Source organism: Cryobacterium sp. 10C3, assembly GCF_034314285.1.
In the GTDB taxonomy this organism is placed as follows: Bacteria; Actinomycetota; Actinomycetes; order Actinomycetales; family Microbacteriaceae; genus Cryobacterium; species Cryobacterium glucosi.
On sequence record NZ_JAVIWF010000002.1, the window covers coordinates 2,067,390 to 2,088,261 of the forward strand.

Here is a 20,872-nt window from a genome sequence, read left to right on the forward strand (position 1 = left end):
ATTAGGCCGTCGTCTTCGCGGCCGCCTTGGCCGCCCGCTTGGTCTCCCGTACCCGCGCGAGCGACTCGGCATCGACGATGTCGGCAACGGATGCGTGCGAGCCGTCCTGCCCGTACGGCGCAGACGCCTCCTGCCAGCCCGGCGCGGCGAGAGCGAATCGCTTCCCGAGGATGGCCAGGAAGATCTTCGCCTTCTGCTCGCCGAAACCGGGCAGCGCCCTGAGTCGACGGAGCACCTCTGCGCCGTCGGGGGCCCCGGAGGTCCAGATCGCGGAGGCGTCGCTGTTCCAGTCCCGCGCGACGACCTCGGCGAGCGCTTGCACCCGTCCGGCCATCGAGCCGGGAAAACGGTGCACGGCCGGCGTCGTTCGGAAGACTTCGACAAAGGAATCGGCGTCGAGCGCCGCAATCCTCGCGGGTTCCAGGGTGCCGATCCGGTCCCGGATCTTGGCCGGCCCGGCGAATGCCGTCTCCATCGGTACCTGCTGGTCCAGGAGCATCCCGACCAGGAGGGCGAACGGGTCTTCGCTGAGCAGGGCGTCTGAGGCGTCGTCGCCGGTGATGTGCAGCGTCATGCCGCCATTGTGGCACCGGCGGGGCAGGGCCGCGCGGTCGACGCCGCGAGAAACCAGCGGCAGCGACAGCGGCTGCCGGAGTGATCAGCGTGCCCGCTTCGGCAGCCCGCGCCCGAAACGGCTGGCGCGGTTTGCCGATCAGGGTGCATCGGCGACGGTACCCCGCCTTCGGGGCATGAGGGGCGAGCCGACCGGAGCGGATGCCTCCTGGTTCACGCGCGCGTGTCATACTCCGCGGGTGACGCTCTTCGAATCCGGCCAGGACTGGGCCCCGCGCCCGGCGCGGCGACCGCCCCGGTGGCGACTGCGGGGCACCGTCTTCGGAATCGTGCTCGGGACCGTCGCCGGTGTGACGCTGGCCGCCACCTACCTCCCATCGAGCCCGCTCGCTGGTTCCGCAGCGTACTCGCTCTCGGCGGATCTCTCGCCGATCGCCGACCGGATCGGCTTCAGTGACGAAGGCAGGGATATCTTCCTGACCACACGTCCGCAGCTCCTCGACAGCGGTGATTTTCGCAAGGCCTGCGAAGGGACACCGGATGGGACCGTCCACGGGGACTTCGCGACCGTCGGTTGCTTCTACGGTCTCGGGGAACACTTCGGACGGATAGCGATCTTCCGCCCCACCGACGCCAGGCTGGCCGACCAGATCGTGGTGACGGCTGCCCACGAGTTCCTGCACGCCGCGTACGCCCGGCTCACGTCCGTCGAGCAGGCGCGCCTCGACGCGCTCCTCGACAAGCGCTGGTCCACCATTGCGGCGGACGACCCGATTCAGGCCAGCGTCGATTCCTCGGTGGGGTCGGCGGCCGAGAACCGGTCCACCGAGGAATTCGCGTATTTCGGGACCGAGATCGCCGATGCGGTCGACCCGGCGCTCGAGGCGTACTACGCCCGCTATTTCCGCGACCGGGGTGCGCTCGTCGCGATCCACGACGCCGACCGCGCCCTCCGCGACGGCCTGGAGGCCGACTACAGCGCGAAAGCGGATGCCCTCGCCATCCGGGAACAGGCGAACGCGGACGCGGGCGCGCAGTTGCAGGCCGACCGTGCGCAACTGGCCGCCGACCGCGCCTGGTACAACCGGCAGGCCGATGAGTACAACGCTCTCTCCCCGGAGGTCCGCGCCCGCACCTACGTTGCAGACTCCGGCGGCACCGCGGGCGGTGAGCCGTATGGTAGCTATCTGGCCGGCAGACTGGCCGAATTCGCGACGAGGGAGTCAGACCAGTCGCAGCGTCAGAGCGAACTCGACGCGGCCGAAGCCGCAGCCCCGGCGGCGCGCACGGAGGTGGAACGACTCTATGCGGACATCGAGGCGCTCAATGTCGCCGCCGTGCCCGCCACGTGACGCGGCGCCGTTGTTGCCGAAAGCCGGCCGAGGTGCTCTGATGAGCGAATGAGCGAATCGCCCCTGCCCGTTCTGGCCACGAAGCTCTTCATCCCGTCGCCCCGACCGAACGCCGTCTCCCGCCCCCGCCTCATCGCGCGTTTGCGGGAGGGGCTCCGCGCCGGTCACCGGGCGACTCTTCTGTCGGCGCCGGCCGGATTCGGTAAGACCACGGTGGCGAGCCAGTGGATCGCCGACACCGTGGCCGGTGAACCCGGCGCTCGTGTCGCCTGGCTCTCGCTCGACGCGAGCGATAACGATCCCTCACGGTTCCTCACGTACCTCGTAGCGGCCCTGCACCGAGCCGATCCCGCGGTCGCCGCGGATGCACACGCACTTCCGCTTTCGTCGATCGAGGGCACGATGGCCGCGCTCATCAATGACGTGGCGGCAGCACAGCACCCGATGGTCCTGGTGCTCGACGACTTCCACCTCATCGAGGACGGCACGATCCGCGACGGGCTCGTGTTCCTGATCGATCACCTGCCGCCGAACCTGCACCTGGCCATCCTGAGTCGCTCCGACCCGCTCCTGCCGCTGGCCAGGCTGCGCGCGCGGGGCGAGTTGACCGAGTTGCGTGCCGCGGACCTGCGCTTCACTCCCGATGAGGCCGCAGCGTTCCTGAACGAGGTCATGCACCTGGGGCTCTCCCCCGCGCACGTCGCCGCCCTCGACACCCGGACGGAGGGCTGGATCGCAGGCCTCCAGCTTGCGGCACTGTCCATGCGGGACCGCTCGGACGTGGGCGGTTTCATCCAGGGCTTCACCGGCAGTCACCGGTTCGTGATCGACTACCTCGCCGAAGAGGTGCTGCACCGCCAGCCCGATCACGTCCGCGCCTTCCTCTTCGACACCGCGATCCTCGGCCGACTGAGCGCTCCCCTGTGCGACGCGGTCACCGGTCGCTCCGACAGCGGCGAGATGCTCGCGGCCCTCGAGCGGGACAACCTCTTCGTCGTCCCCCTCGACGACCGGCGCGAGTGGTATCGCTATCACCACCTCTTCGCCGACGTGCTGACGGCTCGCGTGCTTGCGGACGGTCCCGACCGGGTACCGGACCTGCACCGGCGCGCCAGCGAGTGGTTCGAACGGAATGGGCTGCCGGAAGATGCAGTCGCTCAGGCCCTGGCCGCCGGGGATTTCGGGCGGGCCGCCAGGGTGATCGAGTCGACGGTGCCCGGCGTGCGCAAGAGCAGGCAGGATGCGACCCTGCTCGGCTGGCTCGCGCTGCTTCCGGGCGACGTCATCAGGCGCAGGCCCGTTCTGGGCGTCTACCGCGCCTGGTCATTGCTCGTGTCCGGTGATGTGGATGCCGTCGAACCGTTGCTGGCGGACGCCGAGCGGGCTCTCGGCGCACCAACGGACGACGGCACGCCGGCCCATGATTCGGCAGCAGGCGCGGAACTGCGGATACTCCCCGTCACGATCGCCCTGTACCGTGCCGCGGTCGCACAGGCGCGCGGCGACGTCGCGGGAACCCAGGTGCAGGCGCGCCGGGCCCTCGATCTCACCGGCCCCGACGACCACTTCGGGCGCGGCGCAGCATCCGGTTTTCTCGGGCTGGCGTCCTGGGCCGTCGGCGACCTCGGCGCCGCGGTCGACGCGTTCGGCGAGGTCGCGACGAGCCTCCGGCGATCCGGCAACCTGGCCGACATGCTCGGCACCACGATCGTCATGGCCGACCTCCTCATCCAACAGGGGCGGCTGCGAGACGCCCAGCGCGCCTGCGAGGATGCCCTGCGCCTCGCGGCGGAACAGGGAGAGCCGGTTCCCCAGTCGACGGCAGACCTCCACGTCGCCGTCAGTGAGCTCCTTCGTGAACGCTCCGACCTGCCCGCCGCCCGGGAGCAATTACTGATCGGCCAGGCACTCGGCGAGCGGGCGTCCCTGCCCGAAAACCGGTATCGCTGGTTCGCCGCGATGTCCCGGATCGACGAGGCGGAGGGACGACTCGACGACGCCCTTGACGCGCTCGGCGCCGCGGAGCGCCTGTACCGGCCCGGGTTCTTCCCGGAGGTGCGGCCTCTTGCCGCGATGAAGGCCAGGCTCTGGATCAAGCAGGGACGGCTCGGTGATGCCCAGGGCTGGGCAGACAGCCAGGGGCTCGCGACAACGGATGCGCCGGGTTACCTGCGCGAGTTCGACCACCTCACGCTGGCGAGGCTCTCGATCGCACGGCACACGTCCGATCCACAGGCCGGCTCCCTCGACGCGACAGCGGCCCTGCTCGACCGCTTGCTCGAAGCGGCGGATGCCGGTGGCCGCGCCGGCCGGGTGAACGAGATCCTGGTCCTGCAGACGTTGGCGCACGCGGCAGCCGGCAACACGGACCTGGCGCTCCGCCCGCTCGCGCGCGCCCTCGCCCAGGCGGAACCAGAGGGGTACGTACGGCTCTTCCTGGACGAGGGCGAGCCGATGGCCGCGCTTCTCCGAACGGCAGCCGACGAGGGAATCGCCCCCGACTATGCTCGCGGCCTCAGCGCGGCGTTCGTGCGCGAGGACGATCCGGGGGCATCCGCCCGGCCGCTCGCCGAAACGCTGAGCGAACGCGAACTGCACGTGCTCAGGCTTCTGGCGACCGAGTTGAGCGGGCCCGAGATCGCCCGCGAACTGTACGTCTCCGTGAACACCCTGCGCACCCACACCCGGCATATCTTCGGCAAACTCGAGGTCACCAACCGGGCGGATGCGATCCGTCGCGCTGAAAAGCTCGGCCTCGTCTGACAATCACCACAGGGATCACCACGTGGAGTGATGCCCCGTCATCACATGTCTCCCTAGATTCAGGGTGTCTTCAGGCAACCGCCTGGGTCACGCAGAACATCGGAGCCTCTCATGAGCATCACGACATCCACCCTCACCCGCGCGGCCGCCGGAGCGGCCGCACTCTCCGGGCTCATCTACATCATCATCCAGTTCATCCACCCGGCCGACGTGGTCGCCTCGCTCTCCACTCAGATGTGGATCACGGTGCACGTCCTCAGCTTCGGCATGGCCGTTCTGGCCATGATCGGTCTCACCGGAATCTACCTGCGGCAGGTGCAGAAGTTCGGGCTGCTCGGCCTGATCGCCTACCTGATGTTCGGATTCTTCTTCATCCTGCAGGCATCCTTCAACTTCACCGAAGCCCTCATCGCGCCCCTGGTCGCGACCGCAGCCCCCAGCTCGCCGTGGACATCGTCGGACTGTTCGGCCGCTACCCGGCCGTGAACGACCTCGGCCCCCTCGCGGCGCTCCCCCAGGTCGGCGGTCTGCTCTACGTCGTCGGCGCCCTGCTGTTCGGCATTTCCATCCTCCGGGCCCGTGTCCTGTCACGCGGGGCCGGCATCCTTCTGATCGTCGCAGCGGCCGTGACGCCCATCGCGGGCGCACTGCTCCCGCACACCCTCGAACGGATGGCCGCCATCCCCATGGGCCTGGCCCTGATCTGGCTCCGATACTCCCTGTGGTCGAACCTGCGCACAACGACGGCGCCCGCGGCGGTCAACCCTGCACGGCTCGACACGACGCCGACGGTCTGACCCGGATTCGCCGGACCACCGAGGAGGAATGACATGAAAAACGGACACGTGGCGCCCCTCGGGCGCGGTGAACTCGACACCTACGAGATCCGGCTTCAGGGGCAGCTGGATGCCTGTTGGACCGACTGGTTCGACGGCTTCCGGCTGACCGAGGCGAACGACGGGACAACGACCCTCACCGGCCCGGTCGTGGACCAGGCCGCCCTGCACGGGCTACTGAGACGGGTCGCAGACCTCGGAGCCACGTTGATCTCGGTCAACGTCCTGACAAGGAGTGACCGGTGACGAACCACAAGATCACTCGAGACACGTCGACACGGGACAAGGCGACACGGGACAGGCCGACACAAGACGGTGCAACGCAGGACAGGCCGGCTGCCGCGGTTCCTCGCGCTGATCGCACCCGGGCACGCACGCGAACTCCGCGGCCGCAATGGCTCGCACCGGCCGGACTGATCCTGCTGAGCCTCATCCCGATTCTCGCCGGGGCTGCGCGCCTCACCGAGCTGACAGGGGGCTCCACCGCCACCGAGCACAACGTCCGGTTCCTCGACTCCCCCATGCCCGTCGTCACGCACATCGTCAGCGTGACCGTCTTCTGCCTCCTCGGCGCCTTCCAGTTCGTTCCCGCCCTGCGGCGCCGGGCGAGCAGGTGGCACCGCATCGCGGGAGTCATCCTCATCCCCGCCGGCCTGCTCTCCGCGCTGTCCGGCCTGTGGATGGTGGTGCTCTACCCGCACCCGCCGGGTGACGGCATCGCCCTCGGCGTGATTCGGCTCTTCTTCGGATCGGCGATGGCCGTGAGCCTCGTTCTCGGTATCCGCGCGATCCTGCGCCGCGATTTCGTCAGGCACGGCGAGTGGATGACTCGGGCCTACGCGATAGCCGTCGCCGCAGGCACGCAGGCGCTGCTGCTGATCCCGGGGGCGATCCTTTTCGGGGCGCAGGACGAGCCCTCCCGCGCGGTCCTGATGGGTGCCGCCTGGGTCCTGAACCTGACGGTCGCCGAGTACCTCATCCGCAGTCGGCGCCGTCGCCGTCCCTAGACGGCGTCGGCCCAGGTCCGTTCTAGAACGGTGTCGGGTCGTCGGGGTCGTCGGGTGCGGGGTCAAGGTTCCAGACGTCAACGATCGGGACCGGTGGTTTCGGTTCGGGTTTGGGTTTCCGGGGTGGTCTCATGTCGGCGGAGGGTTCGACGATGTAGCTGTACCCGGCGGGGGAGGTCCATTCGATGCGACCGTCGCCGAGGTGCCTGGGCGTCCACCGGGTGTAGCTCTTGACCGCGTGGTGATACGGGCAGAGATGGGCGAGGTTCATCGCGTCGGTCTCCCCGCCGTGTTGCCACTCCACACTGTGATCGAGGTCTGATCGTTTGGCGGAGCGGCGGCAGCCGGGGAAGGTGCAGGTTTCATCCCGTACCTCGAGCCACTTCTTCAAAGCCGCGGGCGGTTTGTAGGTGTCGCGTCCCATCGAGAGCACGACGCCGGTTTCCGGGTGGGTGAGGAGCCGGGTGAAGCTCGGCGCCCCGGCGGCGAGACGCCTCGCGGTGTCGGGGTCGATGGGTCCGTACCCGGTCAGATACCCGGGCTCCTCGCTCTTCCCCAACAAGGTCAGCACCGGAACGGTGACGTTGACCTGCGCGGTCACCCCTTTGCCCAGTCCATCCGGGGTGACCCCACTGATCAGGACGTCGGTGAGCACATCGGCCGCGATCTGGGTCAGGGTGCGGACCTCGTCCGGGCCCTGCAGGGTCAGGGCGGTGTCGAGAGTGCGGTGGTACGCGGCCTGCACCTTCTCGGCATCCCCGGTCAGGTACAGCGACGCCATGCCGTCGTTGAGGGCCTGGAACACCACATGCCGGTCCTCGACGCTTTTCTGGTGCCTCGCGGTGATGGTTTCCGGGTGGGTGCGTTCCCGCACCCTTCGGGCCCGGTCGGCGAGCTTCGCCACGGTCAGCACTTCCGCATCCGGGACAAGGACCTCCTCGAACACCGCACGCGCCCGCGCGGCCGCTTCCGGGTCATCGACCCGGATGCCCCAGGCCTGCTCCATGATCACCTGCGCGTGCCGGTAACTGATCACCCCGGAGGCCAGGGCATCCCGGGTCACGGGGAGGTCCTCCGCGAGGGTGCGGCTGGCTTCGATCAGGGTCTCCGCCGTCCGGCGCGGGAGCCGCAGCAGGGCGCCGACCTCGCACGTGAACTCCTCCTTCGTGGCCTCCTCCGGCGACCACGGCGGGCGCAGGCCGCTGGCGCGTTCAGCGGCCTCCGCCCGGGCCCGGCCGACATCGGCGAGCACCCGTTGGGCGGTGTAGACCGCGGCCGCCCGCTTCGCGGCGGCCCGGTTCATCTCCCGGTCCGCCTCCCGGATCGCGTCATAGAAATCGGCGAGGGACGGCTCTACCAGGCTGAGATGCCGGGGGTTCAGGTAGGTGTCGGGAGGACTGTCGGGCGGGGTCCCGGGCGGGGGTTCCGCCGTGCTTTCGGGCTGAGGTTCTGAGGTATTTTCAGTTGTCATACCGGTCACTCTACGAACGACCACCGACATTCTTGAGGCATCCGCACGCCCACGAATCACCTGTGGAAAACCCGGTCAGAAGCACTTTGTTGAGGACAAGCCGGCGCCTAAGCCACACTCGTCCGGACGGTGCCACAGGTGCGCCACGGACTATCGACGTCGACGGGTCGGGAACTCAGTACTCGCCCTTGATCACGAAGTAGGAACCCCGGATGACGCCGGCCAGTTTCGATTTCTGCCTTGCGAATTTGAATCGAGTGGCCAGTTCTTCGGGCACCTCCATGCCGCCGGCGAGCTTGAACCCGACGGCTCGCTTCTGACCGTCCTCGATGCCGTACATGACGTTGATCGACAATCCGGACTCGTAGAACACGTAGGCCATCCGAGTTCCCTCGACTTCGAAGGCGGTCACCTCGAGCGGGCTCGAGGCGATGACGATGTCACGCTCCTCCCTGAGGATGCGGCTCACCCACTCGAGCACGTCCGGAGCGTCGCTCACAGGGCTGACGGTGAAGACATGATCGTATTTGTTCTTGAAGTAGCGCGCCTCGTTGGCCCGCAAGCCGGCGAGCGCGTCCGTCACCGGCGACGATTCAAGTCCGACGGTCGATACGTTCACGAAGTCGACAATGTACGACATGCGGCCCCTCTTCGTTTGTGGTGCCGCCCACGCTAGCGCCGCATCCGCCTTCAGAGTATCGAACTAGCCGCAGAGTTCTTTAGCGATGCCGGCCTGCGGCGACACGATGATCTGGCTCACCTTGTCCTCCAGTACCACAAAATGGATCCACTTCCCCTCTCCGCTGGCCAGTGCGTACTGGGCGATGGGAGTGCCGGCATCCTGGTACGTGATCGCGGGGTACGCGATCGTGAGCTGGTCGAGCGTGGCACCGATTCCGATTCCCGCACTCGTCCGCGCCGACGACGTGGCGGAGCCAGCCGCGCTCTCCCCGGTCTGCACGACAACCTGCTGGATGATGCCGTCGCCGCCCTGATCGGCGATGACGAAGCTGGGGGATCCGGCCTCGGCGAAAGTGACGACAGAACGTGAGGGGCACTCGTCCCAGAGGGTCTGGCTGAAGGCGGTCATCGACTCCTTGGTCGAAGTCAGATCAGCCCCGAGCACCATCGGTCCGACACCGGAGAAGCCGATGATCCACGAGCTCGGGTCGTTCAGGTTAAGTGGAGCCGCTGTTGCGGTCACCGTAGGTGCAGACGTAGGCGCCGCGGTGGGCTGGATCGTGCTGGCGATCGGAACGGCAGAAGCGGTCGAACCCGGCGCCGGCGCATCCGCGTGCTGGCTGGAGCATCCGGACAGCAGGAGGCCCAGCGCCAGGATTCCGGCGAGCCTTGCCGTGGTGAGTCCGGATAGGTCGTGCACCATGTCGATTCCCCCGAGTTCTTGCTGATCAACCTAGCCAGAAGGCTAGCGCACCCAGAGTTCCGGCCCGCATAGGCCAAAATCGCGACTGATGTGGGATTTCGGCTCCGGCGGTTGGGCGCCCCATTGCACAGTGGAATGAACAGTGGTTCCGTGGATCCACGGATGCCGGAACCCCCTCCCATCATCTCAACGACATTCACCATTCGACCTTCGAGCAGAGGAACCCGAACATGAATCTCGATCTTGCCGGAAAGACAGCCGTCGTCACGGGTGCCAGCAAGGGCATCGGACTCGCGGTGACCACCGCGCTCGTCGCCGAGGGAGCGCAGGTGATCGCAGGCTCCCGATCGTCGTCCTCCGAACTCGACGCTCTCGGCGACGCTGTCCGATTCGTTGCGGTTGATCTGTCGACCCCGACCGGCCCGGACAGGCTGATCGCCGAAGCCGCCGATGGCCTCGACATCCTCGTCAACAACGTCGGTGCGCTCACACCGCGCACTACGGGATTCCTCGACGTGACCGACGAGGACTGGCTCAACACCCTGAACCTCGATCTGATGGCCGTTGTGCGCACGACCCGAGCGGCCATTCCCCGGCTGATCGAGCGGGGAGGCGGAACCGTGGTCACCATCGCTTCCGTGAACGCTTACCTTCCCGACCCCGGAGTCATCGACTATTCCGTCGCGAAAGCAGGGGTCTGGAACCTCTCGAAGGCGCTCTCCAAGGAGTTCGGTGACCGGGGCATCCGCTTCAACACGGTCAGCCCCGGGCCGGTTTCGACGCCGCTGTGGTTGGGCGAAACCGGGGTGGCGTCGACGGTCGCTAAGGCCATGGGCGTCTCCCCCGACGAGGCACGCAAGCGCATCATCGAAGCCGGCGGCGGATTCTCCACCGGCCGCTTCACCGAACCAGGGGAAGTCGCGGACCTCGTGCTCCTGCTGGCCAGTGGGCGGGCCGGCAACGTCACGGGTGCCGACTTCAGAATCGACGGCGGGCTGACGAAGGAACTCTAGAACGACAGCGTGAGACGTCGCCGAGTGGGCGGAGAAGTTCCTGCTCACTCAGCGGGTGGCCGTCGCCCCGGGTTCCGCCTTTGGATCCGCCGGCGAGGGCTGGATCCGGGTCTGTCTGGCCGGACAGCAGGAACCGCTCCTGACGGCGCTCTCCCGCCTGCCCACACCCTGAGCCTTCACCCGGACGATGCCTGCGGTCGCGGGCTGGGCAGGGTGGCTACCTACTCCCGGCCGTCCTCAAGCGGGATGAGCATGGTGCGGAACGGTCCGGCGACGGCGTGGAGGTCCCAGATGCGATCGGCGACGCCGTCGATGCCGTTGGCCAACTGAAGCTGGGGAATGCCGCCCGGGATCACAAGCTGGCTGACCCGGATGCCCTCATCCGACAGGGCATCGTGGAGCATCTCGCCGTAGGCGCTCTCGGCCGGGAAGGCCACCGAGGTTCCCGCGAAGCCGGCGCGGGCCTTCACAGAGGTTCCGCCGTTGATCAGGATGATGCTGCCGCTCCCCGCCAGCCGCATTGCCGGGAGCACCGCACGCGCCGCGTGGATGAGCCCGAGGGCCGAGAACTGCAGTGCCTCCAGAGCCAGCTCCGGAGTCATCTCGAGAACCGGCTTCAGGTAGTCGCGGGACGGGAGCGGGCTGTACTGCAACACCGTGATGGCTCCGAGCTCCGCTTCGGCACGCGCAAGGGCCGCCTCGAGCGATGCCGGCGTGAGGACATCCGCTGCGTACGCCCTCGCGGTGAAGCCGGCGGCGGCCAGCTCGGCTGCCATGGCGTCGAGTTTCGACTGATTCCTGGCGATCAGGGCAATAGAGAAGCCTTCGCGCCCGAACCTTCGCGCGACGGCGGCGCCGAGTCCCGGTCCGGCTCCGATGATGGCGATGACGGGCACGGTGGTCTCCTTCGATGGATGCTGCTGCGATGACTATCGCAAGGAGCACGAGCCTAACGCGAAAGCGGGTCTCAACCGGACGAGCGCAGACCGCGACCGGTTACTTTTCGGCCACTTTCGCTTGCCGCGCGCGCAGATATCCGCGCACAAATTGCCACTCCATGATGAGGCCGAGAGCTGTCAGGATGAATGCGGTCGGGGTCCGGTCATCCCCATCACAACCGAAACCACGACGATGGCCGCACAGATCAACATGTTCCACAACGCCGCTACTATTCGACCGTTTGGTGAAGTGAGCCAACCGAGTCCGTTGTGATCACTCACCGAATCTGCCCTGTGAGTGCTCCGATTGATACGCAGGTACCGAGAACCACGAGGAGTGCGCCGCTCACCGCCATCAGTGCGGGTGATTGAGTTCGCTGCGATACGCGGAGGCCCTGCTGGCGTCGTTGGCGTCTCGCCAACTCCGATATCCGAGCGCGCTTCACGATGAACGTCACTCCGAATGCAATCGCGAACGGTCCCCATAGGAGCGCAAATACCTGGCCGGAGCTCATGGTGTGAATCCTACGGGCCGAAGAAAGTTCGCCCGGCTGTTTCGCGCTCGGAGTCTCCTGCGCGGTTCGGGTGCCATCCGCGCGACGCCAACAACGGAAGAGCGACGACCGGCACCTCTGCCGGTCGTCGCTCAGAAATTGGGATGCCGGAGGCTAGACGTTGAAGCGGAACTCCACGACGTCGCCGTCCTGCATGACGTATTCCTTGCCCTCGATACGGGCCTTGCCCTTGGCGCGGGCCTCGGCGATGGAGCCGGCGGCGATCAGGTCGTCGAAGGAGAAGACTTCGGCCTTGATGAAGCCCTTCTGGAAGTCGGTGTGGATCACGCCGGCGGCCTGCGGGGCGGTCCAGCCCTTGTGGATCGTCCACGCGCGGGTCTCCTTCGGGCCTGCCGTCAGGTAGGTCTGCAGGCCGAGGGTGTCGAAGCCGATGCGGGCGAGCTGGTCGAGACCGCTCTCGGCCTGGCCGGTCGAGGCGAGCATCTCCGCGGCGTCGGCCGCGTCGAGCTCGCTGAGCTCTGACTCGAGCTTGGCGTCGAGGAACACTGCGTTGGCCGGGGCGACGAGGGCGGCCAGCACGGCAAGCTTCTCGGCGTCCTGCAGCACGGCCTCGTCGACGTTGAACACGTAGATGAAGGGCTTGGCGGTGAGGAGGCCGAGTTCCCGGATCGGCTCGATGTCGAGCTTCGCGGACGACAGCGGCTGGCCGGCGTCGAGCACGGCCTGCGCCTTGAGCGCGGTCTCGAGCACGATCGGAGGCATCTTGCGGCCCTTGACCTCCTTCTCGAAACGACTGATGGCCTTCTCGAGGGTCTGCAGGTCCGCGAGGATGAGCTCGGTGTTGATGGTCTCCATGTCGCCGGCCGGGTTCACGGCGCCGTCGACGTGCACCACGTCGGGGTCGGCGAATCCGCGGATGACCTGCGCGATGGCATCCGCTTCACGGATGTTCGCGAGGAACTTGTTGCCGAGGCCTTCGCCCTCGCTCGCGCCGCGCACGATGCCGGCGATGTCGACGAAGGACACCGGTGCCGGGAGCAGGCGTTCGCTGCCGAAGATCGCGGCGAGCGCGGCGAGCCGGGAGTCCGGCAGGTTCACGATCCCCACGTTCGGCTCGATCGTGGCGAACGGGTAGTTCGCCGCGAGCACGTTGTTCTTGGTCAACGCGTTGAAGAGGGTGGACTTGCCGACATTGGGCAGTCCGACGATTGCAATAGTAAGAGCCACGAGAATCCATCGTACCGGGCGGGCCCCGCCGGGCCTGTCGGTGGGCCGTGAGAGCATGAAGGGGTGCCCCTCAACTTCACCGCGATCGACTTCGAAACCGCCAACTCCTCAAGCGCCTCCGCGTGTTCGGTCGGGCTCGTGAAGGTGCGTGACGGGCTCGTGACCGATCGGGTCGGCTGGTTCATCCAGCCCGCGCCCGGGCACGACGAGTTCCTGAAGTGGAACATCAAGATCCACGGCATCTACCCGGCGGATGTCTTCGGCGCCCCGACCTGGGCCCAGCAGCTCCCGGCACTGGTCGCCTTCGCCGACGGTGACACCCTAGTGGCCCACAACGCCGGCTTCGACCTCGGCGTCATCAAGACCGCCTCGACGGTCGCGGGACTCCCGGTGCCCGACTTCAGCTATGTGTGCAGCCTGCAGGTCGCCCGCCGCACGTACCACCTCGACTCGTACCGGCTCCCGGTCGCCGCGATGGCGGCCGGTTTCGAGGACTTCGCGCACCACGACGCCCTCGCCGACGCGGAGGCGTGCGCCGCCATCATCATCCACGCGGCGAAACGGCACGGCGCGGACACGGTCGAAGACCTGGCCCGGATCACCAAGGTCGCGGTCGGAGCCATCGGGCCCGTCGCCATCGCAGCGAAGGCCGCGGTCCACGGGCCGATGGCCCTGAGCTAGCAGCAAGACGATCCGGGCCGCCATCGTGGACTCCGAAGACCTGCCACTGAGCCCCTGGCCCCAGGACATGCAGATCAACGTCGAGGAGTGCTGGTCGCCCCTGACCTTCCTGCTCTTCGTGCGCAGCGCCTGGCACCTCGAGATCGACAGCGTTCCGCGCCTGGATTCGGAGCCGGACCCGGGTACCTCGCGCCGGCCGTCCGACCTCGACGTCGACGCCGCCGTGCAGCGCTGGCTGGCCGAGTGGCGGCGGGCCTGGACCCACTTCGACGTGGCCGAACCGACCGTGAGCATCCCGGACGAGGAGATCCAGCGCCTCCTGGACACCCTCACCGACGCGGAGCTGTGGGCGGCGACATCGACCTCGACCTGGCCCTCGGACTTCTGGAACTCCGGCATCGACCAGGAAGCCTATGGAATGTGGCGCACGACGATGCCCGCACCGCTCGGCGCCCTGCCGGAGAACCGCGTCATCCCCGCGCTCGTCACGGCAGGACAGGGCGGCCTCACGACGATCATCCAGCTGCCGTACCTCGGATTCTTCGCGCAGCGGATCAACCGGGAACACCTCGTCGTGTCGCGGACCACCCGGAACGACCCGGAAATGCTGACTCTCGCGCTCGCGCTCGAAGCCTGACGCGCTCCCAGCTCACCGGGTCGCCAGACCGGTGAACCCTCCTCGGCGGGTTCCCGCCTGCCGCGACGCCAATGTCGGTGGCCACTGGCAGGGTTGAGACATGGATCCCTGGCTCACCCTCCTTCTCGGCATCGCCCTCGGCGCCGTACTCGGCGCCCTCTGCACGGTCATCGTGCTGCAACGCCGCGCCGCCCGGGACGGCGCAGCCACGCCCACCGTCGATCCCGCCGTTCTCGAAGCCCGCCACCAGGTCGACCTCGCCGAACTGCGGTCCTCCGAGGCCGCCGTCTCGGCCATCCTGCGTGAAGAACTGGCCTCGGTGCAGGCCACGACGGATGCCCTCCGCGAGCAACTCGCCGAGGCGCAGCGCCGGGGACGCGAGTTCGACGAGCGGCACCGCGAGGAGGCCGCCGCCCGCACCGAACGCGAACAGCGGGAGAGCAAGGTCCTGCAGGCCCTGGCCCCGGTGCGGGAAAGCCTGCACGACATGCAGCTGAAGGTCTCCGAACTCGAGGCCCAGCGCAGCCTGCAGCACGGCGAGCTCAGCCAGCAACTCCGCAGTGCCACTGAATCCGAAGAGCGCCTGCGCAGCACCGCCGAGTCACTGGCTTCCGCTTTACGCGCCAACAACACGCGCGGAGTCTGGGGCGAGACCCAGCTGCGCAGCGTCGTCGAGGCCGCCGGGCTCATCGAGCGGGTCGATTTCGACGTGCAGTCGAGCATCAGCTCAGACGCGGGCGCCGGCCGGCCTGACATGGTCGTGCACCTGCCCGGAGGCAAGAACATCGCCGTCGACGCCAAGGTGCCGTTCACGGCGTTCCTCGAGGCGAGCCAGATCCCGGCGACGGCCACCGGTGCGGAGGGCGCACGGCGCACGGCTCTCCTGGGCGCCCACGTGAAGGCAGTGCGCGACCACATCACCGCCCTCGGCAGCAAGGCATACTGGCAGGGCCTCGAGGCCTCCCCGAGATCGTGATCGCGTTCATCCCGAGCGAGTCGCTCGTGTCGTCCGCTCTCGAAGCCGACCCTTCGATCATGGAGTTCGCCTTCTCCAAACGGGTCGCGCTCGCCTCCCCCGTGACGCTCTGGTCGGTGCTCAAGACCGTCGCGTTCACCTGGCAACAGGATGTGCTCACGCACGACGCGAAAATGCTCTTCGACCTCAGCCGCGAGCTCTACGCCCGGCTGGCCGTCACCGCCACCCACATCGAGAAGCTGGGGCGCTCCATCGAGCGCACCGTCAAGGACTACAACGGTTTCGTCGGTTCGATGGAACGCCAGGTCCTGCCGACGGCGCGCAAGCTCAACGCACTCGACGAGTCCAAAGTGCTCGCCCCGCTGGCGGGCGTCGAGGAGTCCCCGCGGGAACTCGTCGCCTGGGAGTTCGTGACCGAACTGGAAGCCGCGGGACTCGCCGAGGCAGAACTCGAGGCATCCGCCCACCGCGCGGACTGAGCGGGCGCAATACGACAATCGCCGTTCCGGCCGAGCGTCTCCCGAAGAACGGGGGTACTCGGCCGAAACGGCGATTGTTGTAGGGAGATGCGGGGGTGCGGTCAGTGCGAGGTCAGTGCCCGCGGGCTACAGCCACTTGGCGGCGAGGTGGTCGGCCACGACCCGGCGGACGGTGCCGGACTTGCCGCGCATGACGATGCTCTCGGTGCGAATGATCGGACCCTTACGACGCACGCCGTCGACGAGACCGCCGTCGGTCACGCCGGTAGCGACGAAGAAGGTGTTGTCTCCCGAGACCATGTCGTCGAGGTCGAGCACCTTGTCGACGTCGAGTCCGGCAGCAATGGCCCTGGCACGTTCGGCGTCGTCCTTGGGGGCGAGTCGGCCCTGCATGAAGCCGCCGAGTGCCTTGAGCGCGCACGCCGTCGTGATGCCCTCCGGGCTGCCGCCGATACCGACGCACATGTCGATGCGGGTGCCGTAACGGGCGGCGTTGATGCCGCCGGCGACGTCGCCGTCGGACATGAGACGGGTGCCGGCTCCCGCGCTCCGGATCGCGTCGATCAGGCCTTCGTGGCGCGGACGGTTGAGCACGGCGACGACCATCTCGCCGATGGGCTTGCCGGTGGCCTGGGACAGCGCGCGCAGGTTGTCGCCGATTGGCTGGTCCAGGTGCACGACGCCGAAGCCGGCGGCGCCCGTGACGATCTTGTCCATGTAGAACACCGAGGAGGCATCGAGCATCGTGCCCCGGGACGATACGGCGATCACCGAGAGCGCGTTCTGGCGCCCCTCGGCCGTGAGGCTCGTGCCGTCGATGGGGTCCACGGCGATGTCGCAGGCCGGACCGGTGCCGTTTCCGACGTGCTCGCCGTTGAAGAGCATCGGGGCCTTGTCCTTCTCGCCCTCGCCGATGACGATGACTCCATCGAAGTTGACGGTACCGAGGAAGACTCGCATCGCGTCGACGGCGGCCTTGTCAGCCGCGTTCTTGTCTCCGCGGCCGATGAACGGCACCGCGCGGATAGCCGCGGCTTCGGTCGCGCGCACCAGCTCCATGGCCAGGTTTCGGTCCGGGTGGGTGAAATTGGGGGCGATTTCGGGGCTGTTCACAGATGGTCCTTCCCGGACGAAGAGTGCGGCAGTGGCAAGGCCCAGCGTTGGGCCGGCGCCGGTCGCCCAGCGCTGCCGTTTAAGAGCCTAGCGCCCGCCCAGCGGGAACGGCTGATGTTTCCCGTCCAGCCATCCAGCCGCCATCGGTAGGATGGGAAGACCGAATCTGTACAACCGAGGAGACGCAGAAACATGCCCATCGCAACCCCAGACCAGTATGCAGAGATGCTCAACAAAGCCAAGACCCAGGGTTTCGCTTACCCGGCGTTCAACGTTGCGTCTTCCCAGAGCATTAATGCCGTCCTGCAGGGCCTGACTGAAGCCGGCTCCGACGGCATCATCCAGGTCACCACCGGTGGCGCCGATTATTTCGCCGGCCACACGGTCAAGAACCGCGCATCCGGTGCGCTCGCCATGGCTCACTTCGTGCAGTCCGTCGCCGACAATTACCCCGTTACCGTTGCCCTGCACACGGACCACTGCCCCAAGGGCGCCCTGGACGACTTCGTCCTCCCCTCATCGCCGCTTCGGAAGCCGAAGTCAAGGCCGGGCGCAACCCGATCTTCCAGTCGCACATGTGGGACGGTTCCGCCATCCCGCTCGCCGAGAACCTCGTCATCGCGAAGGACATCCTCAAGCGCACCAAGAACATCAACGCGATCCTCGAGGTCGAGATCGGCGCCGTCGGAGGCGAAGAAGACGGTGTCGAGGGCGACATCAACGAGAACCTGTACACGACCCTCGCCGACGCGAGCGCCATGATCGACGCCCTCGGCCTCGGCGAAGACGGCCGCTACATGGCCGCGCTGACCTTCGGCAACGTCCACGGTGTCTACAAGCCCGGCAACGTGAAGCTGCGCCCGGAGCTCCTCAAGGAGATCCAGGACGGCCTCGCCGCCAAGTACGGCACCGGCCCGAAGCCGCTTGACCTCGTCTTCCACGGCGGGTCCGGCTCGACCGCCGACGAGATCGCCGAAGCCGTCGCCAACGGCGTCGTGAAGATGAACATCGACACCGACACCCAGTACGCGTTCACGCGTGCCGTCGCCGGCTACATGCTGAAGAACTACGACGGCGTCCTCAAGATCGACGGCGAAGTCGGCAACAAGAAGCTGTATGACCCGCGCGCCTGGGGCAAGGTCGCCGAGACGGCGATGGCCGCCCGCGTCGTCGAAGCCACCCAGCAGCTCGGCTCCGCTGGACACTCGGAGAGCTAATCCGGAGTAAATTCATCCAATGGGCGAAACATCGGCGTACTCCAGCCACCTGTTCGTGCGGGGAACCCGCAACAACAGCTGGTCCAACATGCTCTCCTTCATTCCTGAAGGATCGAGGGTGCTGGATGTGGGGTGCTCGGCCGGAAATTTCGGTGAAGCCCTGGAACAGATGAATAACTGCACCGTCGTCGGTGTCGACCTGAATCCGGTCGACATCGACGAGGCGCGGGGCAAGATCTCCGAGGCCTACGTGCTCGACGTGAGCGACACGGCCGCCGTCGCCGGGCTCGGAGCTTTCGACGTCGTGCTGTTCGCCGACGTCCTCGAACACCTGCCAGACCCGCGCGCGACCCTCGTGGCCATTCGCGCCCTGCTGCGGCCCGGCGGAGTAGTGGTCTACTCGATTCCCAATATGGGTCACCTTTCCGTACGGCTGGACCTGCTCGAGGGCCGGTTCACCTACACGGAGACCGGGCTGCTCGACAAGACCCACCTGCATTTCTACGATGCCTTCGAGATCGAAGACATGTTCACGGCCGCCGGTTACGGCATCCGTGAGGAGGACCCCGTCGTCTCGGAATATCCGGAACGCTGGGTGACCGAACGTCTTGCCGGCCTCGGACTCACCGCGGACGAGACGTTCTTCGACCTCCTCAAGGCCACGGACAGCCACGTCTACCAGTACGTCGGAGTCGCGATCCCCCTGGCCTCCCTGCCGCGGAACACCGCGCCGATCCGCACGCGTGCAACACCACCCGACGAGATCCTCGGATTCGCGAACCGGATCGCCGCCGAGAACGAGGCGCTCAAGAACACGGATGCCGCCCTCGTCACAGCCGCCCAGGCCCGCCTCGAGGCGGACCTCCTCGCCGCTGACAAAGCAACCGCCCTGGCCGAACGGGACGCCGCGACGGCCGAGCTCGTCGCCACCTCCGCCGCCAGGGATGCCCTGGCCGGCGAAGTAGCCGGTCTCCGGGCGCACCTCACCTATATGAAGACGCACCCCGTCGCCTTCCTCACCCGCAAATTAGTCGAACGGCTCCCCCGTGCCCAGCGAAAACGTCCCTGACAGCCCCCGCCGGGACCCCCGGCCCCAGCCCCGCTACGGGGAGCTGGCCCCTGAGGGCTGGAGCTGGGATCCGGGCGTCACAACGCCACGCTCGCCAACCGCTGGCCCGAACTCCGCTGTCTCCGCGCCGTCGCTTGGTACTCTGACCGGACCGGCCAGGCCCGATGTTCCCGCCTGGGACCGGCGGGTCACCCTCGGCCTGCTCGCGCTCGGCCTCGCCGCGACCTTCATGTCGATCGGGGTGCTCAACGCCCTCCCCGACGCCATCCAGATGCTCTACACCCAGTCCCACCTCGGTACCTACGTGCCGGACTCCTCCGTCGCCGGGCTCGTCACGGCGGGCGGAATCACCGAAGCGATCGTCTGGCTGCTCACCGCCGCCGCGGCGATCCTGCTCATCTCACGCCGCAAGCGGGCGTTCTACGTCCCGGTGATCGGCGCGGTGATCGCGCTCGTGGTGATCTTCGCCTTCATGATGGTCGTCGTGACCACCGACCCGACGCTGATCGACTTCTACAGCCAGCCGTAGGCATCCACGCGGGCGCCCCCACCGGCGCCCCACGATGATCGGCGCTACTCGACCCGGGTCACTCGCCCGCCGAGGGCCCGTGCGTCGTTGTTGCCCGCAAGGTCCTTGCGCAGTTCCTTCGGGAGCGAGAACAGCAGGTCCTCCTCGGCGGTCTTCACTTCCTGCACGTCACCGAATCCGGCGCCGGCGAGGTCGCGCAGGAGTTCGGTCACGAGTTCCTCGGGCACGGATGCCCCGCTCGTCACTCCGACGGTCGCGACGCCGTCGAGCCACTCCTGCTTGACCTCGCTCGCGAAGTCGACCCGGTAGGCGGCGCGGGCGCCGTATTCGAGGGCGACCTCGACGAGGCGCACCGAATTGGACGAGTTCGCCGAACCGACGACGAGCACGAGGTCTGAGGCCTCGGCGATCTTCTTGATCGCCACCTGCCGGTTCTGGGTGGCGTAGCAGATGTCATCGCTCGGCGGATCCTGCAGCAGCGGGAACCGGGCGCGGAGCCGGCTCACGGTCTCCATGGTCTCGTCGACGCTGAGGGTGGTCTGCGACAGCCAGACGACCTTCTCCGGGTTGCGCACCACGATCGTGTCGGCCTCGTCCGGGCTGCCCACGAGGGTCGTGTGTTCCGGTGCCTCCCCTGCCGTGCCCTCGACCTCTTCATGTCCTTCGTGGCCGATCAGCAGGATCTCGAAATCATCGCGGGCGAAGCGCACGGCCTCGCGGTGCACCTTGGTGACGAGCGGGCAGGTCGCGTCGATCGCGCGCAGCCCCGCGCAGCGGCCGCGCTGACGACGGCCGGCGACACTCCATGGGCGCTGAAGACGAGGTGCGAGCCGCGGGGCACCTCATCGACCTCGTCGACGAAGATGGCGCCCTGCTTCTCGAGTTCGGAGACGACGTGCACGTTGTGCACGATCTGCTTGCGCACGTAGACGGGCGCTCCGTACAGCTCGAGCGCCTTCTCGACCGCGATGACGGCCCGGTCGACACCCGCGCAGTAGCCGCGCGGGGCAGCGAGCAGCACCCGTTTCGGCCCATCCACCGGGGTATCCTTGAGGACGTTGCGTGCCCGGGGAATCCGGGGCATGCCGAGGC

General features: G+C 67.7%; 21 protein-coding genes and 2 pseudogenes. 15 read left to right on the forward strand and 8 right to left on the reverse strand.

Annotation, left to right across the window (positions count from 1 at the left end; genetic code table 11):
- Position 1: 1 nt before the first annotated feature.
- The gene (locus tag RGU41_RS10695) at positions 2 to 574 is read right to left on the reverse strand and encodes an HhH-GPD-type base excision DNA repair protein (protein ID WP_322136194.1); all 573 of its coding nucleotides are present in this window, start codon (positions 572 to 574) and stop codon (positions 2 to 4) included.
- Between the two features lie 238 nt (positions 575 to 812).
- Here RGU41_RS10695 and RGU41_RS10700 point away from each other — a divergent pair, with 238 nt between their 5' ends.
- From RGU41_RS10700 to RGU41_RS10725, 6 genes are all read left to right on the forward strand, one after another.
- Complete coding sequence (locus RGU41_RS10700) at positions 813 to 1,925, forward strand: hypothetical protein (protein ID WP_322136195.1); 1,113 nt, start codon at positions 813 to 815, stop codon at positions 1,923 to 1,925.
- A 48-nt stretch (positions 1,926 to 1,973) separates the two neighbouring features.
- The gene (locus RGU41_RS10705) at positions 1,974 to 4,688 is read left to right on the forward strand and encodes a LuxR C-terminal-related transcriptional regulator (protein ID WP_322136196.1); all 2,715 of its coding nucleotides are present in this window, start codon (positions 1,974 to 1,976) and stop codon (positions 4,686 to 4,688) included.
- A 111-nt stretch (positions 4,689 to 4,799) separates the two neighbouring features.
- Complete coding sequence (locus RGU41_RS10710) at positions 4,800 to 5,174, forward strand: hypothetical protein (RefSeq protein ID WP_322136197.1); 375 nt, start codon at positions 4,800 to 4,802, stop codon at positions 5,172 to 5,174.
- Positions 5,135 to 5,485 carry a hypothetical protein gene (locus tag RGU41_RS10715; protein ID WP_322136198.1) on the forward strand — a complete coding sequence of 117 codons (351 nt, stop codon included), beginning with the start codon at positions 5,135 to 5,137 and terminating at the stop codon, positions 5,483 to 5,485. Before RGU41_RS10710 ends, RGU41_RS10715 begins: the two co-directional genes overlap by 40 nt.
- A gap of 33 nt (positions 5,486 to 5,518) precedes the next feature.
- Positions 5,519 to 5,770: a hypothetical protein gene (locus RGU41_RS10720; protein ID WP_134449509.1), complete on the forward strand. Its 252-nt coding sequence runs from the start codon at positions 5,519 to 5,521 to the stop codon at positions 5,768 to 5,770.
- The gene (locus RGU41_RS10725; RefSeq protein WP_322136199.1) at positions 5,767 to 6,531 is read left to right on the forward strand and encodes a DUF2306 domain-containing protein; all 765 of its coding nucleotides are present in this window, start codon (positions 5,767 to 5,769) and stop codon (positions 6,529 to 6,531) included. The genes RGU41_RS10720 and RGU41_RS10725 overlap by 4 nt, the downstream gene beginning before the upstream one ends.
- A 22-nt stretch (positions 6,532 to 6,553) precedes the next feature.
- Here the strand turns inward: RGU41_RS10725 and RGU41_RS10730 are convergent, their stop codons facing one another.
- The 3 genes from RGU41_RS10730 to RGU41_RS10740 all read right to left on the reverse strand — a co-directional run bounded on the left by RGU41_RS10730 (position 6,554) and on the right by RGU41_RS10740 (position 9,386).
- Positions 6,554 to 8,002, reverse strand: a complete 1,449-nt coding sequence (locus tag RGU41_RS10730) for an HNH endonuclease signature motif containing protein (protein WP_322136200.1) — start codon at positions 8,000 to 8,002, stop codon at positions 6,554 to 6,556.
- Between the two features lie 175 nt (positions 8,003 to 8,177).
- Entirely contained in the window at positions 8,178 to 8,642 is a 465-nt protein-coding gene (locus RGU41_RS10735) for a phage tail protein (protein WP_322136201.1), read from the reverse strand.
- Positions 8,643 to 8,705: 63 nt separating this feature from the next.
- Entirely contained in the window at positions 8,706 to 9,386 is a 681-nt protein-coding gene (locus RGU41_RS10740) for a hypothetical protein (RefSeq protein ID WP_322136202.1), read from the reverse strand.
- A 230-nt stretch (positions 9,387 to 9,616) separates the two neighbouring features.
- Between RGU41_RS10740 and RGU41_RS10745 the strand changes: the two genes are divergently transcribed.
- A complete protein-coding gene (locus tag RGU41_RS10745) occupies positions 9,617 to 10,399 on the forward strand; it encodes an SDR family oxidoreductase (RefSeq protein ID WP_134449505.1) in 783 nt (260 codons plus the stop codon).
- A gap of 221 nt (positions 10,400 to 10,620) precedes the next feature.
- On the opposite strand, the gene RGU41_RS10750 is transcribed toward RGU41_RS10745, so the two are convergent.
- Positions 10,621 to 11,295: an SDR family NAD(P)-dependent oxidoreductase gene (locus RGU41_RS10750; protein WP_322136203.1), complete on the reverse strand. Its 675-nt coding sequence runs from the start codon at positions 11,293 to 11,295 to the stop codon at positions 10,621 to 10,623.
- On the opposite strand from RGU41_RS10750, the gene RGU41_RS10755 reads away from it, so the two are divergent.
- The gene (locus RGU41_RS10755; RefSeq protein ID WP_322136204.1) at positions 11,285 to 11,611 is read left to right on the forward strand and encodes a hypothetical protein; all 327 of its coding nucleotides are present in this window, start codon (positions 11,285 to 11,287) and stop codon (positions 11,609 to 11,611) included. The two genes, RGU41_RS10750 and RGU41_RS10755, sit on opposite strands and share 11 nt — an antisense overlap.
- 394 nt (positions 11,612 to 12,005) lie before the next feature.
- Here RGU41_RS10755 and ychF read toward each other — a convergent pair whose 3' ends face one another.
- The gene (gene ychF, locus RGU41_RS10760; RefSeq protein WP_134449502.1) at positions 12,006 to 13,079 is read right to left on the reverse strand and encodes a redox-regulated ATPase YchF; all 1,074 of its coding nucleotides are present in this window, start codon (positions 13,077 to 13,079) and stop codon (positions 12,006 to 12,008) included.
- 63 nt (positions 13,080 to 13,142) lie between these two features.
- Between ychF and RGU41_RS10765 the strand changes: the two genes are divergently transcribed.
- The 4 genes from RGU41_RS10765 (at position 13,143) to rmuC (RGU41_RS10780) (ending at position 15,852) form a co-directional block, all read left to right on the forward strand.
- Complete coding sequence (locus RGU41_RS10765; protein WP_134449501.1) at positions 13,143 to 13,760, forward strand: exonuclease domain-containing protein; 618 nt, start codon at positions 13,143 to 13,145, stop codon at positions 13,758 to 13,760.
- Between the two features lie 25 nt (positions 13,761 to 13,785).
- A complete protein-coding gene (locus RGU41_RS10770; protein WP_322136205.1) occupies positions 13,786 to 14,397 on the forward strand; it encodes a hypothetical protein in 612 nt (203 codons plus the stop codon).
- 100 nt (positions 14,398 to 14,497) lie between these two features.
- Entirely contained in the window at positions 14,498 to 15,373 is an 876-nt protein-coding gene (gene rmuC / locus RGU41_RS10775) for a DNA recombination protein RmuC (protein WP_322136206.1), read from the forward strand.
- Positions 15,370 to 15,852: a DNA recombination protein RmuC gene (gene rmuC, locus RGU41_RS10780; RefSeq protein ID WP_322136207.1), complete on the forward strand. Its 483-nt coding sequence runs from the start codon at positions 15,370 to 15,372 to the stop codon at positions 15,850 to 15,852. Before rmuC (RGU41_RS10775) ends, rmuC (RGU41_RS10780) begins: the two co-directional genes overlap by 4 nt.
- A gap of 126 nt (positions 15,853 to 15,978) precedes the next feature.
- Here rmuC (RGU41_RS10780) and glpX read toward each other — a convergent pair whose 3' ends face one another.
- Entirely contained in the window at positions 15,979 to 16,911 is a 933-nt protein-coding gene (gene glpX / locus RGU41_RS10785; RefSeq protein ID WP_134449619.1) for a class II fructose-bisphosphatase, read from the reverse strand.
- Between the two features lie 246 nt (positions 16,912 to 17,157).
- On the opposite strand from glpX, the pseudogene fbaA reads away from it, so the two are divergent.
- The 3 genes and pseudogenes from fbaA (at position 17,158) to RGU41_RS10800 (ending at position 19,780) form a co-directional block, all read left to right on the forward strand.
- A pseudogene (gene fbaA / locus RGU41_RS10790) lies at positions 17,158 to 18,182 on the forward strand (class II fructose-bisphosphate aldolase).
- Positions 18,183 to 18,201: 19 nt separating this feature from the next.
- Positions 18,202 to 19,251: a class I SAM-dependent methyltransferase gene (locus tag RGU41_RS10795; RefSeq protein WP_134558099.1), complete on the forward strand. Its 1,050-nt coding sequence runs from the start codon at positions 18,202 to 18,204 to the stop codon at positions 19,249 to 19,251.
- A complete protein-coding gene (locus tag RGU41_RS10800; RefSeq protein ID WP_134449496.1) occupies positions 19,229 to 19,780 on the forward strand; it encodes a DUF6264 family protein in 552 nt (183 codons plus the stop codon). The genes RGU41_RS10795 and RGU41_RS10800 overlap by 23 nt, the downstream gene beginning before the upstream one ends.
- Positions 19,781 to 19,824: 44 nt before the next feature.
- Here the strand turns inward: RGU41_RS10800 and RGU41_RS10805 are convergent.
- Positions 19,825 to 20,864, reverse strand: a pseudogene (locus RGU41_RS10805) (4-hydroxy-3-methylbut-2-enyl diphosphate reductase).
- Positions 20,865 to 20,872: the final 8 nt, after the last annotated feature.

Excerpts from the sequence above, each read along its gene's own strand:
- RGU41_RS10695 (WP_322136194.1), bottom strand. The coding sequence starts at position 574 with ATGACGCTGCACATCACCGGCGACGACGCCTCAGACGCCCTGCTCAGC.
- RGU41_RS10710 (WP_322136197.1), top strand. The coding sequence starts at position 4,800 with ATGAGCATCACGACATCCACCCTCACCCGCGCGGCCGCCGGAGCGGCC.
- rmuC (WP_322136206.1), top strand. The coding sequence starts at position 14,498 with ATGGATCCCTGGCTCACCCTCCTTCTCGGCATCGCCCTCGGCGCCGTA.
- RGU41_RS10705 (WP_322136196.1), top strand. The coding sequence starts at position 1,974 with ATGAGCGAATCGCCCCTGCCCGTTCTGGCCACGAAGCTCTTCATCCCG.
- RGU41_RS10735 (WP_322136201.1), bottom strand. The coding sequence starts at position 8,642 with ATGTCGTACATTGTCGACTTCGTGAACGTATCGACCGTCGGACTTGAA.
- RGU41_RS10755 (WP_322136204.1), top strand. The coding sequence starts at position 11,285 with ATGACGGGCACGGTGGTCTCCTTCGATGGATGCTGCTGCGATGACTAT.
- glpX (WP_134449619.1), bottom strand. The coding sequence starts at position 16,911 with ATGGAGCTGGTGCGCGCGACCGAAGCCGCGGCTATCCGCGCGGTGCCG.
- RGU41_RS10745 (WP_134449505.1), top strand. The coding sequence starts at position 9,617 with ATGAATCTCGATCTTGCCGGAAAGACAGCCGTCGTCACGGGTGCCAGC.
- RGU41_RS10795 (WP_134558099.1), top strand. The coding sequence starts at position 18,202 with ATGGGCGAAACATCGGCGTACTCCAGCCACCTGTTCGTGCGGGGAACC.
- RGU41_RS10740 (WP_322136202.1), bottom strand. The coding sequence starts at position 9,386 with ATGGTGCACGACCTATCCGGACTCACCACGGCAAGGCTCGCCGGAATC.
- RGU41_RS10730 (WP_322136200.1), bottom strand. The coding sequence starts at position 8,002 with ATGACAACTGAAAATACCTCAGAACCTCAGCCCGAAAGCACGGCGGAA.
- RGU41_RS10720 (WP_134449509.1), top strand. The coding sequence starts at position 5,519 with ATGAAAAACGGACACGTGGCGCCCCTCGGGCGCGGTGAACTCGACACC.